This window comes from Microbacterium sp. MEJ108Y, from assembly GCF_000834175.1.
Lineage (GTDB): Bacteria > Actinomycetota > Actinomycetes > Actinomycetales > Microbacteriaceae > Microbacterium > Microbacterium forte.
The window spans coordinates 12,323-25,317 of sequence record NZ_JXQX01000007.1; the positions used below are offsets into that span (position 1 = coordinate 12,323).

Below are 12,995 nucleotides of genomic sequence, written 5' to 3' on the forward strand. Positions count from 1 at the left end.
TCCTGGGGCGACGCCGCGTCCCCTGGCGTCGGTCAGAGCTCGACCGGCGGAGCGGGCTCCGAATCCGCGACCTCGGGGTGACGCGCGAGGTTCACGATGGCGGCGACGAGTCCGCCCCAGATCGTGACCATCGCGATGATCATCATGACGACGGCTGTGATGGTCATGCGCTGGCTCCCTTCTCCGTCGAGCGGGGTTCCGTCGTCGGCACCATCGGGATCGACGAGGTCTCGGCATCCGGCTCGTAGTGTTCTTCGGCGAGGAACTCGTCGTACTCCGGGTCGTCCTTGGCGTGCGAGCGACCGCTCCACGGCAACGCGGACAGCAGCAGCGCGAGCGCGACGAGTGCGATGACCATGCCCCATCCGAAGACGGCCAGGAACCATCCGGGGTAGCCGCCGTACGGCTCGGAGATCTTCGAGATCAGCTCGGTGACCAGCAGGTAGCCGAGCACCAGGGGCGCGAGCGCACCGACGAGCAGCATCCAGACCCGACCGACCCGGAAACTCGAACGGCGATCGAGGTGCTCGACGAGCGCCGGCAGCTTGTGCAGCAGCCAGGCCACGACGATCACGGCGACGAGCGCGACCGCCATGATGCCGAAGGCATTGACGAACGCGTCAGCCGTATCGAGGACCGACAGAGCGGTGGTCGTCGAGAAGAGCGCCATCGAGACGATCGCGAGCGGAATCGACACCGTCAGGGTCGTGCGGATGCGCGCCCAGCCGAGCTTGTCCTGCAGGGCTGCGACGATCACCTCGAGGATGGAGATCAGTGAGGTCACGCCTGCGAAGACCAGCGCCCCGAAGAACAGGACGCCGATGATCGAGCCGCCCGTCGCCTGCGACACGATCGTCGGGAAGGCGATGAACGCCAATCCGATGCCCGACGACGCGACTCCGGCGACCTCGGTGCCCTGCGCCTGCGCCATGAAGCCGAGCGCGGCGAACACGCCGATGCCCGCGAGGATCTCGAAGCCCGAGTTCGCGAAGGCGACCACCAGGCCGGAGCCGGTGAGGTCGGTCTTTCGCTTCAGGTAAGACGAGTACGTCACCATGATGCCGAAGGCGACCGAGAGCGAGAAGAAGATGTGCCCGTAGGCAGAGGCCCACACGGCGGGGTCTCCGAGTGCTTCCCAGTTCGGGGTGAAGAAGGCGTTCAGGCCGTCCATCGCGCCGGGAAGGAACAGCGACTGCACCACGAGGATCGCGAACATCACTGTCAACAGCGGCATCAGGATCATGTTGGCCCGGCCGATTCCCCGCTTGACCCCCAGCGCCATGATCACGATGACGATCAGCCAGACCGCGACGAGCGGCAGCCCGACCTGAGGCACGAACTCGGTCGAGATGCCGACCTCGGCGACGTCGGCCGAGCGGAGGAAGTCGACGAAGAAGAAGTCGTTCTCGTTGCCCGGCCCCCAGGTCAGCTGAGCGGAGAACCAGGTGTACATGGCGGCCCACGCGATGATGACCGCGTAGTAGACCGCGATGACCACGCAGATGAGCACCTGCCACCAGCCGAGCGGCTCTGCCCGGCGGTGCATCCGGCGGAAGGCCAACGGCGCAGAACCGCGGAACCGGTGACCGATGGCGTAGTCGAAGAACAGCAGAGGGATGCCGGCGGTCAGCAGCGCGCACAGATACGGGATGAGGAACGCGCCGCCTCCGCCCTCGTACGCCACGTAGGGGAACCGCCAGATGTTCCCCAGCCCGACGGCGGAGCCGATCGCAGAGAGGATGAAGACGTTCCGCGAGCCGAACGCCTCACGTTTAGGGGTCTGCGTCGTTGCGGTGGCCATGCGCCGAGAGTACCGGAGTCGCGATCAGTTGACTGCGCGACTCTCGGGGCGCGGCAGCGCGCAGGCAGCGGTCCCCCCGGGCAGCCTGTGTCTGAAGCGGGCGATCAGCGTGTAGCCGAGTGCCGCAGCCCAGGAGAACGGCGGCGTCACGAGCAGCTGGCCCACGATGCGCAGAGACCTCGACCGCTGCATCCTCAGCAGCGCGGCGAAGGCGGCGTGACCGCGGAACCGGCGCTCGCCGACCAGAAGCCACACGTAGCGGGTGACATCGGCGGAGCTCAGGCCGATCTCGTCGATGTCGAGCCACTGCCACGGCTGAGCCTCGGGGAACCTGACGAGCCACCGCTCGAGTCGGCGGACCCACGTGGTGCAGAAGGCACAGTCACCGTCGTAGACGAGCAGCGGTTGCGGACGCATGGCATCGACCCTACGCCTCGTCCACTCCCCTGTTGTTCGTGCGCTCTCGCGCCGGCGGTTCGCAAGGGCCTTGCGACACGCCACGCACCACTGTAGGTCTGGGCACATGGGCAGGTTCGTGTACGAGGGAAGCCAGAAGGCCGAGATCGACGATCGCACGCTCCACCATCTGCAGGTGGTCGTGACGACGAAGCTCCGACGAGGTGAGCCCTTCCTCTTCACCTGGAAGGATGACACCAGCATCGGCGGCGGTCGCAGCACGGTGTGGTTGCACCCCGGTTGCAACCTCGTCTTCAGCTACTCCGGCGGCCGGGTGCCCGACCTCAACCGTCAGTGGGTCGAGGCGCTCGCGTCGACCGCCAACGCCCCGTCGGGGTTGTACGTCGTGCGCGAGCCCGCTGTCGAGTCGAGCGCTGACCCCGGGCGATCCACGCGCACCGGGTGAGAAATACCCGCCCCGTGGCTATGCAGGGAGCTGCTCGTCCGCGAGCCTGCCGAGGAAGTCTGCGGATGGAGCGAAGAAGACGCAGCCGGTCGTCGCGTTCGAGAAGTCGAGCAGCCTGTCGTATGCGCCGGGCGGATCGCCGATGAACATGTTCTCGAGCATCTTCTCGATGACCCACAGATATCGCGAGTACCCGATGAAATAGGTGCCGAACGACGAGGAACCAGGGCTCCCGAAGGGCATGTTGTCACGGAGGATGTCGTGCTCGACCCCGTCGACGACGATGGTGGCGAGCGTCTTGTGGGACTTCTGCCCCGCGACGGCGTCGTCCAACTCGACGTTGTCTGCCTTCTTCCGACCGATGATCGCCTCTTGCTGCTCGGTCGTCAGCGACTGCCACCGATCGAGCTCATGCAGGTACTTCTGGACGACGACGTAGCTGCCGCCGACGTTGTCTCCGTCTTCCGCACCCACGAGAGTCGAATCGGCCACGCTGTTCCCGACAGGATTCGCCGTGCCGTCGACGAAGCCCAGCAGGTCGCGGACGTCGAAGTAGCGGAAGCCGGCGGTCTCGTCGACCACGGTCACGGAGTCGCCGAGAGCATCGAGCAGCTGCCTCTCGAACTCGAAGACGAGATCCTGACGGTTCGCACGGATGTGGAAGAGCAGATCGCCGGGGGTGCTGGGGGCGGTGTGCACGGGACCCACGACCGGGGCGAAGGGGTGCAGCTCCGCGGGAGCGCGGCGCGCGGTGAGTCGCGGCCATGCTGCAGAGCCGATGCCGACCGTGCACGACAACATCGCATCGAGGTCACGGAATCCCACGTTCTTCACGATGTCGTCCATGCCGCTGATCGCGTCACGCACGGACGCCGCGGCATCCGCACCCTCCGCGATCCGCAGCACGAGGAACGTCGCGCTGGAGGTCAGGGGCGCATCGACATTCTGTGATTCGATCGGGACGCGGCGGGAGGGAGAGCTGCTCACGCTGTCGAACCTAGAGGATGTCGACGGACAAGGCTTCGACGGGTGTCGAACGAGCAGGGGCATTCCGGCGGGCACCCTTGAGTACGGCCCAGAATCCCGACATCATGACCCGGACAGCACACCGACCACAGGAGACCCGCCCATGAGCGATGTCAGCGACTTCATCCGTTCCGACGTCCCGCCATCCGGCCCCGGGTGCGTGGACTGCGAGAGCCTCGGCTCGTGGTGGCTGCACCTGCGTCGATGCGCGTTCTGCGGGCACATCGGATGCTGCGACGACTCCTTGCACAAGCACGCGACGAAGCATGCGCACTCGAGCGGTCATCGGGTGATCCAGAGTTTCGAGCCCGGCGAGGACTGGTTCTGGGATTTCGACACCGAGACCGCCTTCGACGGACCCGTCCTCGCGCCCCCGCACAGCCACCCGCTGTCGCAGACCACCCCGGGTCCTGCTGAGCGGGTCCCGGCGGATTGGCAAGAGCAGCTCGCCGGGAACGCATGACCGACGCCTCGGGCGAACAGCCGCCTCTCCGCCTCATCGCGGGTGCCGACGGTCCGGACGAGTACGCGATTCGCGACTATCTGACCCGCAGCGGAGTCCCCTTCCTCTCGATCGCGGTACCGGCAGGCTCCTCGTCCGCGGGGGGCGTCGATCTCGCCGGCAGGCGTCTCCCCCTTGTGGTCCTGCCGCGTGGCGGCGTCCTCGAAGATCCGACCCCGGAGCAGGTCGCGTCGGCGCTCGGCTGGGTCCATCCCCCTGCCCGATCGACGTACGACCTGATCATCCACGGCGCGGGTCCTGCGGGACTCTCGGCTGCGGTCTACGCGGCATCGGAGGGTCTCAGTGTCGCCGTCGTCGAACGCGACGCCGTCGGCGGTCAGGCCGGCTTCAGCAGCCTCATCGAGAACTACCTCGGTTTTCCCGGTGGAGTCTCCGGGGCAGAGCTCGCGGAGCGTGCGCGCCGGCAGGCGGTCTCGTTCGGAGCGGATCTCGTCCTCATGCGTCACGGGGTCGATCGCACGTTCACGGATCACGACGTGCGGGCGCTGCTCGCCGACGGCTCCGAGATACACGCCCGCGCTGCCCTGTGCGCGACAGGAGTGCAGTGGCGTCGACTCGACCTTCCGCGAGCCCGCGACCTCCAGGGTGCGGGCATCTACTACGGCGCCGGCACCAGCGAGGCCTCCGCCTGCATCGGACAGCATGTGTACGTCGTCGGCGGCGCGAACTCCGCAGGACAGGCCGCGATGAACCTGGCCGCGCACGCCGCACATGTCACGGTGCTCGTGCGCGGACCGTCGCTCTCATCGACCATGTCGGCGTATCTGCTCAACCGACTCGCCGTGCAGCCCAACGTCACCATCCTCGTGAACACCCGAGTCGTCGCCGTCGACGGCGACGAGCACCTGCAGGAGATCACCCTCGACCAGGCGGGAACGGCGACGCGGTTGCCGGCCACGCACCTCTTCGTCTGCATCGGCGGCGCGCCCAACACCGAATGGGCGGAGACCACCGATGTCCGCCTCGACACCCGCGGTTTCCTGCTCACCGGCGTAGACCTCTCGCCCGACGACCTGGATCGATGGCCCCTGAAACGCGCCCCCTACTATCTGGAGACCTCCGTCCCCGGGGTCTTCGCCGCCGGTGACGTCCGCGCGAACTCCGTCAAGCGCGTCGCATCGGCGGTGGGCGAAGGCGCCACGGCGGTCACCCTCATCCATCGATACCTGGCCGAGGTCACTCCGCTCTGATCAGCGCAACGGGGTGATGCCCTCCTGCGTGGTGGGCTCCCGCGCCCAGCCGCCGCGCTGCACCCGGCGGGGTGAGGGGACGTCGTGACCCACCTCGGGGCTCTCGGACGTGTCCATGTGAAGGCCCTTCACTACTCGTGGGAGGGGGTGGTCGGTATGCGGTGGCGGTGAGGTCGCGCGATCTGAAGCAGGTGCGCGACCTCCGGTGCGGTGTCGCTCATGGCGCGGGCACGGGCGATGAGCTCTGCATCGAATTCGGTGGTCCGCCCCTCGTGTTGGCTCACATGCTCCCGCCACGAGCCGACCGCGTACGCCTCCACGACGGAGTCCGGGTCGTCCGCGTCCACGTACACCTGCCATTCCCTGGCGCCGGTCCGCAGACGCGTCTGCTCGACCCGCTGCATCAGGGCAAGGAACTCCTGTCTCCGCTCCTCCGTGATCCGGTATCGGATCAGCACCAGAACGGCAGAGTCATCGTCACCGCCCGCGCACGGCCGGTCGTCGACCCCCGGCACCTCGACGATCCTCCGGCCGATGCCGCTCGTCGCGGGCATCGGCCACACGAGGAGGGAGAGCCCACCCAGGCCACACAGGATTCCCGCTCCGAGGACCACGAGACCCGGATCCCAGATGGCCGCGAGCACCCCTGCGCCCGCAGAGCCGGCGGCGGTGCATCCGAACAGCACGAGTTGGTAGAAGGACAGGCCGCGCGTGCGCACCCAGACGGGCAGGAAAGCCTGGATGGTTCCGTTGATGGTGGCGATCACACCGATCCACGCGAGCCCCGTCGCCACGAGCGCCGGGAATGTCACCCACAGCGTGGGCGAGGCGACGAGCGCCACGAGGCCCGCGCCGAAGACCACCGACGAGGCGAGCACCACGCCGTTGACGGCTGCGACCCGACGCGCCCAGGGAAGCACGAAGGCGCCGACGATGGAACCGGCGCCGAGAGCCGCCAGGAGAAGACCGTATCCGCTCGCGGAGAACCCGAGGGAGTTCTTCGCGATCGTCGGGAGCAGCGCCCACAGGGCGTTCGCGGGAACGAGGAAGACGGCGAGCCGGAGCAGAATGAGCCGGACGACCCGCGAATGGCGGACGTAGCGGATGCCGGCCCTGGTCGCGTCGACGAAGGGCTCCGGGCGAATCGCAGGCGGGCTGTACGTCTTCCAGAAGAAGAGCACCCCGAGGAACACGAGGAACGAGAGCGCGTTGAGCAGGAAGACCGCCGCGACCCCGAACTGCGCGACGACGAGACCGGCGATCGCCGGTCCCACCGCCCGCGCGATGTTCACGCCGATGGAGGAGAGACTCGCCGCGTCGAGGAGGAGCTTCGGTGGCACGATGTCGGGCACCAGTGCCTGGAACGCAGGGAGCTGGATGGCCGAGACCGTCCCCAGCACGAACGTCGACGCGAGCAGGACCGTCGTGGTCGTCTGACCGGTCGCCGTCAGGTAGGTCAGCCCGAGCACGACCGCGAGTTGCACGATCTGCGACCAGAGAAGGACGAGCCGACGGTTGAGGAACTCGCCGATGACACCGGCCGGAATCGCGAACAGGAGCACGGGAGCTGCCGATGCCGTCTGGACGAGCGCCACGAGCAGCGGGGATCCGTCGTCCTGGACCAGCAGCCACTGGGCGCCGACCGTCTGCATCCAGCTTCCGATGTTGCTGACGATGGACGCCAGCCACACCAGACGGAAGATGGGGACGGCGAGCGGAGCGAATCCTGCCTTCCATCCGATGCGCGCCGGCGCAGCACTCACCTGCGCCTCAGCCATGGGCCGCGATCTCCTCGAGGATGCCTCCGATGAGCTGCACGATCTCCGCAGCGTGGCTCTGAGTGACCAGATGCGGCGCGTCGAGTTCCATCACAGCCCGACAGCCCGCCCGCCGATACCCGAAGCGCTGAAGCTGCGGGCTGACCAACCGGTCTTCGGTCGCCACCACGCCCCAACTCGGCTTCGCCCTCCACCCGGCGCCGGGCGCCCGCTCGGTGAACACCGAGGCGGAGATCGGGCGCTGCGAGACCGCCAGAACACCCGACTCGTCCGAGGGCAATCCCTGCGCGAGCAGACGAGCGAACTGATCGGGCGCGACAGTGAGCTCTGTCCGACGTGCTCCGGCGTCGCCTGGGAACAGGGCGGGCACGAGGTGGCCGGATGCCTCATCCGGGGCGAAGCGATCCCTCATCTCGGCGATGCTCTCCCCCTGATCCAGCGCATATCCCGAGATGAAGAGCAGTCCGGTGACGTTGGTCGCCTCACCGGCCACGGTGACGACCGCTGCTCCGTATCCATGCCCGACGAGGAGCACCTCTCCGTCGACGCGCTCGACGAACGTACGGATGTAGTCGCAGTCGCCGAGGAAGCTGCGGCCGATCACGGGCGGGACGAGCACCCGATGTCCGCCGTCGAGCAGACGGAGCACGATCGGCCACCATCCCGATGCGTCCAGAAAAGCGCCGTGCACGAGCACCACCGTGCTGGTTCTCATCATCTCGCCACCTCGTGGTCGTACGTGCGTGTGAGACGAATCTAAGAACCGAGAGGCCGGCGACCATGCGACAGGAGTCGAAGACGAGCATCTCCACTTCTGCCTGCTTTCCTCCTGGTGTGTGCGCGAGAGAGAGGGTTCCATGAGACGTACTCGAGTTCGGTGAGGTGGAGTCCCCTCCCATCGACGCAGAGCGACACGGTGAGCCCATCCCCCGCTAGGAGCGAACCCATGACGATCAGCGATACGACGACCGACGCCACCTCGATGGCGCTGCACGAGATCGCGGACCAGCTCGAAGCGTCCCTGAATCGCCCGGTGGTCATTCGCCGGTTCGGCCCACCGGGGATCGTCGGCCCGCAGTCCCCGACGCTGCTGTCCGTGCCGGTGCAGGACGACGGTGATGCCGTCGCGCTCATCGTGATCGACCTCGGCGCGGGGTCGCCCCTCACAGCGAGCGAATTCGAGGCCGTCGATGCGGCGGCCGCGCTCGTCCGGATCACCCTTCGTCGTGACCCCGGTTCATCGCGAGCCGATCGCGAGTCGGTCCTGCGCGATCTGCTGGACGTGGATGACTCGGTGCGTCGAGACGCCTATTCGCGCGCACTCAGACAGAGGTGGGTGCAACGCGAGGCGGGCACGGTCGTGCGCGCCGTCCTGATCGACTCCGCCGTCACCGACGTCGACCGCATCGCCTTCGGCCGCCACCTCGCCCATCTGCGTCCGGTCCCCGCGCACTTCATCACGCTCGAGGGCGGAGTGGTCATGTTGGTCGGTCAGCCGTCGGACATCGACCTCGCCGACGTCCTCCTGCAAGAGGCCGCACGACGCGGGATGAGGATCCTCGGCATCGGCTCCGCCTCGCCGCAGCGAGGCGCGACAGACCTCCGGAGCGCAGCCGACGAGGCGGCGATCGCCGCCTCTCTCGCTGCGGCCCTCCCCCAGTTCCATCCGTCCGTCGACGCGAGCGATCTCGGCGTCTGGCGGCTGCTCGCCTCGGCATCCGCGAACCCCGACGCCCTTCGGATCATCTCTCCGGCGGCCGACGTGCTCTACTCCCAGACGGACGACACCCAGCGACTGACAGTCGAGACGTACCTCGACGTCGGCGCCAACGTGGTCGCCGCGTGCCGGATTCTCTTCGTGCATCGCACGACGCTCTACTACCGGCTCGAACGCATGCCCCCGATCGTGAAGGATGCGCTCGACGACGGTGTCAAGCGCAGCACGCTGCACCTAGCGCTCAAGCTCATCCGGCTCTGGGAATCGACGGGCCGGCTGTGATCGCGTGTCGCGAACCGACCGTCATGCGGACTCCACGGCTGTTCCCGGCGATCGCAGCGTCCCGATGGCCGACACGTCACGACGCACCCTCTCGAAGATGAACGCCTCGCTGCTGCCCGGCCCCAGAAGAGTCAGAGCTTCATCAGCCTCGGCGATCGCGGCCTCGCCTTCGCCGGCGTGGATCAGCGCACGGATGTGTCTGCGCATCATGAGCAGCACTCGGGTGTCGTCGTTCAGCGAGCGAGCGATGGCGATGCCCGACTCGCCGATCCGCATCGCATCCTCAAATCGTCCGACGGCGACGTAGGCGTCGATCAGGTCGAGGCACGCCGCGTACTGGGTAACGATGCCGGTGAGGCTGTCCGAGGTCTCGGTGGATCGCACCCTCGCGAGGGTGGCCTCCGTCGCCGCGATGGACTCGAGGAACTGACCGCGCTTGCCCTTGATCATGGATGACAGCACCTGGGCGTTCTCCAGCCCCGTGGTCTCGTGCGCAGCGGTGAATGCGTCGATGGCAGCGAGGGCAGCCCCATCAGCGTCGACGAGACGATCCAGGGTCCAGCTCGCCCATCCGATGTAGTACTGCGCCCAGCCCTCCTGGGCCGAATCCCCGGCGCCCCGTGCAGCAGCCAGCGCCGACCGTCCGGTGATCACCGCCTTCTCGCGATCGCCGACCTCGACGATCTCAGCCCACGCGACATATCCGAGCTGCGCCGCTTCCTTCGCCGGATCCCCCAAGCGCTGCGCCGCGCTCGCCGCGAGCGAGTAGAACCGGTGCCAGTTGCCCCACGTCATCCAGATGTCGGAATACCAGTGCAGCGCATCGGCGACATCGCAGACCACCGCATCGTCGCCGAGCTCTGCGGCTTCCGTATACGCCGGCCACCAGTGCTCGACCTCTGCGCGGATCCAGGCCGCGGCGGCCTCCGCACTGACGAACCCTCTCCCGGTGCGGCCGAGGGCCGTGGGCTCCCGCATCGGCTCGTACCAGGCGCCCGCGCGCTCCAGGCTTCCGAGCAGCCAGGATCGAACGTGGTCACGGCGCCGCGCTATCTCGTCCGGTCCGACCGTCATGCGCAGCTTGCTCCGGCCGAAGAGTCGCATCAGATCATGAAGGCGGTAGCGATCTCCGCCGCGTGCTTCGAGCATCCCCAGATCGGTGAGATCGTCCAGGCGAGACTCGACCTCGGCGAGATCGGCTGAACGCACCGCCGCGGCGGCGAGGTGAGCGCCGAACGTCCTCCCGTCGATGAGGGAGATCCAGCGGAACAGGGCGGCGGTGCGGGGGTCGAGCTCGTCGTAGGAGAGCGAGATGGCGGTTTCCACGGCCAGATCGCCGGCGACGAGAAGACGCAGCCGATCCTCCGACGTGCGCATCCGGCCGAGCAGGTCATCGACCGTCCATGCGGGCCGGCTGGCGATGCGATTGCCGACCACGCGCAGCGCCAGAGGGATGTCGTCGCAGAGGCCCGCCACCTCACCCAGAGCATCGTCGTCGGTCACGGCCTGCGGGATCAGCCGACGGAGGAAGGAGATGCTCTCCTGTCGTCGAAGTGGTCCGAGACGCAGCCGCCGCACGCCTTCGAGGCCTGCGAGGCTGCGGCGAGAGGTCACGACGACGACATCGCCGGCGCAGATCGACAGGATGGGACGGATCTGCGCCTCGTTCGCGACATTGTCGAGCAGCACCGTGACCGGGGCGATGTCGACGGCTGCCCGCCATCGCGCTCTCGCCTCGCCGAGATCCGCGGGCGGTTTCTGCTCCGCTCCGGGGAGCTGGCGCAGCATCGCGGTCATCACCTGCAGCGGAGTCAGGGGCGACGAGCTGAAGCCGTCCAGCCCGAGGAAGACGTTGTGGTGGCCGCTCGTCCGCCCTCCCCGTTCGAGGATCTCGATCGCCACGGTCGTCTTGCCGATTCCCGGGGCCCCGCTGATGATCAGTGCGGGGCGCTGCGGATCCGGAGCCGGCGGACCGTAGAGGATCGCGAGCGCCTCATCGATCTCGGCGTCGCGGCCCGAGAAGTCGAACACCCGGTGCGGGGAGATCGCCCCAGGGCCGTCGCTCGCGAGGGCGGCACGCGGCCGGGCGCGCGCAGCGCGGAGGAACGCATGCTGATCGGCCGCATCGAGCCCCAGTCCGTGGGCCAGCGCGTCGACGGTGCGGCGTTGGGGAGAGACGCTTGCGCCTCTCTCGAGGTCGCCGATCGTGCGAACGCTGACACCCGATCGCGAGGCGAGCGCTTCGAGGGTCAGGTTCTGGCCCACTCGCAGCGACCGCAGCAGCAGCCCGAAGGGTGAGGGTTCGGTCACGACGTCCGCCTTTCGCTGAGATCAGCTTGGCAGGTCTTCTCCGCGGAACGATGGCGGGACGGTTACGAGGCCGTTTCGTCATCGATCGGGACGACAGCTCCATGCTGCGCGCGCGACGCGGGCCCGACGAACGCGCGACGCATGACCACCGCTGCCGAGACCGTCGCGATCAGGACGATCGAGATGAACACGAGCAGCACAGCGGTCTGCGATGCGAAGGTGAGGATCACACCGATCGCGAGGACCGGCAGGGCGAGGCCGCAGTACGCGATCAGGAAGATCAGCGCCAGCGTCTCACCGCGTCGACCGGACTCCGCGAGAGCGGATGCCGTGGCGACCGCCGATCTGAACAGCAGCCCCACTCCGACGCCCGCCACGATGCCTCCTCCGAGGAACACCGGGAGCGACGGCAGCAGGGTTCCTGCTGCGACCGCGACGAGGCCCACTGCGCAGCAGACGGCCGCGACCGCGAGCTGGATGCGCATCGGCACGCGGGCGAGCGCCACCTGCCCGGATGCCGCAGCGGCGAACACCGAGCACGCCGTCACGCCGGCGAGAAGATGGTCGTGCTCGCCGAACGTGCTGATGAGGATGGTCGGTGCAAGAGAGGTGAACAGCCCGAAGAGCGCGAACCCCGCGAACGCGCCGAAGCCCGCGGCGACGAACGCCGTCCTCGATCGCGGGGGCGCGGCGATCCGCTGCGGTCGATACCGCCGCGGCTCGTGCGGCGGCGTCACGGTCTCGGGAACGCAGGCGACGGCGATCGCGGCGACGATGAGCACGACGAGCAACACCGCGTGCGGCAGCACGAGCGGTGCGGGCAGGAACTCGGCGAACAGACCGCCGATCAGCGGTCCCAGCGCCAACCCGCCGAGGTTCGCGGCACCGGCCACCGATGCGGCGACGATGACGTTCTCGCTCGGTCGGGCGTGCGCGCGCAGCTCGCCGAGATGCGCGGTGGCCGTGGCAGTGAGGATGCCCACGCTCGCACCGTTCACCAATCGCGCGGCGAGGAGACCGGGCACCTCGCGCCACAGCAGGAACAGCACGGCGCTGAGCACCGCAATGAGGATCGCTATGACCAGCATCCGGCGCCGACCCATCCAGTCGCTGACGTGCCCGAGCAGGAAGAGGCTGAGCACGACGCCGACGGCGAAGGCCGCGAAGATCAGCGTGATGACGGAGACGGGGAACCCGTCGGCCTCCTGGTAGAGCGGGTACAGCGGTGTGGGCACCGTCGCGTACGCCATCACGAGCAGGAAGGCTGACGCGACCACCCAGAATCCCGCACCGTGTGAGAGGCGGGAGTTCGTCATGGGGGAGACACTATCGACGCCCTGCCCGGTCGGCACCGGACGGATGTCGAAAGCGCACGGGGCGGATCCTGGACAGATGTCGAGCGGTCGATGACGGCGCGCGGGTTAGCGTGGTCGCGCTCCCACGAAGCAGACGTGGGGCGACCGACAGTCGTCCGGCATCGTTCGGGACGACGGAAACCTGGAGGCT

At 68.1% G+C, this 12,995-nt stretch carries 12 protein-coding genes; 4 read left to right on the plus strand and 8 right to left on the minus strand.

What is annotated here, in order from left to right:
• Positions 1-32: 32 nt before the first annotated feature.
• From RU09_RS18200 to RU09_RS03370, 3 genes are read right to left on the minus strand one after another with little or no spacing between them, the layout of a single operon-like run.
• The gene (locus RU09_RS18200; protein ID WP_079112911.1) at positions 33-167 is read right to left on the minus strand and encodes a methionine/alanine import family NSS transporter small subunit; all 135 of its coding nucleotides are present in this window, start codon (positions 165-167) and stop codon (positions 33-35) included.
• Positions 164-1,801 (minus strand): sodium-dependent transporter, encoded by a 1,638-nt coding sequence (locus RU09_RS03365; protein ID WP_042537491.1) that lies wholly within the window; start codon positions 1,799-1,801, stop codon positions 164-166. Before RU09_RS03365 ends, RU09_RS18200 begins: the two co-directional genes overlap by 4 nt.
• A gap of 24 nt (positions 1,802-1,825) precedes the next feature.
• Positions 1,826-2,218: a thiol-disulfide oxidoreductase DCC family protein gene (locus RU09_RS03370; RefSeq protein WP_042537493.1), complete on the minus strand. Its 393-nt coding sequence runs from the start codon at positions 2,216-2,218 to the stop codon at positions 1,826-1,828.
• A gap of 106 nt (positions 2,219-2,324) precedes the next feature.
• Between RU09_RS03370 and RU09_RS03375 the strand changes: the two genes are divergently transcribed.
• The gene (locus tag RU09_RS03375) at positions 2,325-2,663 is read left to right on the plus strand and encodes a DUF7882 family protein (RefSeq protein WP_042537496.1); all 339 of its coding nucleotides are present in this window, start codon (positions 2,325-2,327) and stop codon (positions 2,661-2,663) included.
• 18 nt (positions 2,664-2,681) lie between these two features.
• On the opposite strand, the gene RU09_RS03380 is transcribed toward RU09_RS03375, so the two are convergent.
• Positions 2,682-3,650 (minus strand): Dyp-type peroxidase, encoded by a 969-nt coding sequence (locus tag RU09_RS03380; protein WP_042537497.1) that lies wholly within the window; start codon positions 3,648-3,650, stop codon positions 2,682-2,684.
• 142 nt (positions 3,651-3,792) lie between these two features.
• Here RU09_RS03380 and RU09_RS03385 point away from each other — a divergent pair, with 142 nt between their 5' ends.
• Positions 3,793-4,152 (plus strand): UBP-type zinc finger domain-containing protein, encoded by a 360-nt coding sequence (locus RU09_RS03385; RefSeq protein WP_042537498.1) that lies wholly within the window; start codon positions 3,793-3,795, stop codon positions 4,150-4,152.
• Entirely contained in the window at positions 4,149-5,402 is a 1,254-nt protein-coding gene (locus RU09_RS03390; protein WP_042537500.1) for an NAD(P)/FAD-dependent oxidoreductase, read from the plus strand. Before RU09_RS03385 ends, RU09_RS03390 begins: the two co-directional genes overlap by 4 nt.
• 131 nt (positions 5,403-5,533) lie before the next feature.
• Here RU09_RS03390 and RU09_RS03395 read toward each other — a convergent pair whose 3' ends face one another.
• Together RU09_RS03395 and RU09_RS03400 are read right to left on the minus strand one after the other, a co-directional pair.
• Positions 5,534-7,180 (minus strand): MFS transporter, encoded by a 1,647-nt coding sequence (locus RU09_RS03395; RefSeq protein WP_042537501.1) that lies wholly within the window; start codon positions 7,178-7,180, stop codon positions 5,534-5,536.
• The gene (locus RU09_RS03400) at positions 7,173-7,898 is read right to left on the minus strand and encodes an alpha/beta hydrolase (RefSeq protein WP_052492841.1); all 726 of its coding nucleotides are present in this window, start codon (positions 7,896-7,898) and stop codon (positions 7,173-7,175) included. The genes RU09_RS03395 and RU09_RS03400 overlap by 8 nt, the downstream gene beginning before the upstream one ends.
• 228 nt (positions 7,899-8,126) lie before the next feature.
• Here RU09_RS03400 and RU09_RS18020 point away from each other — a divergent pair, with 228 nt between their 5' ends.
• Complete coding sequence (locus tag RU09_RS18020) at positions 8,127-9,179, plus strand: PucR family transcriptional regulator (protein ID WP_052492842.1); 1,053 nt, start codon at positions 8,127-8,129, stop codon at positions 9,177-9,179.
• Positions 9,180-9,200: 21 nt separating this feature from the next.
• Here the strand turns inward: RU09_RS18020 and RU09_RS03410 are convergent, their stop codons facing one another.
• Positions 9,201-11,489 carry a helix-turn-helix domain-containing protein gene (locus RU09_RS03410; protein ID WP_052492843.1) on the minus strand — a complete coding sequence of 763 codons (2,289 nt, stop codon included), beginning with the start codon at positions 11,487-11,489 and terminating at the stop codon, positions 9,201-9,203.
• 62 nt (positions 11,490-11,551) lie between these two features.
• A complete protein-coding gene (locus RU09_RS03415; protein WP_042537503.1) occupies positions 11,552-12,805 on the minus strand; it encodes an MFS transporter in 1,254 nt (417 codons plus the stop codon).
• Between the last annotated feature and the right edge of the window lie 190 nt (positions 12,806-12,995).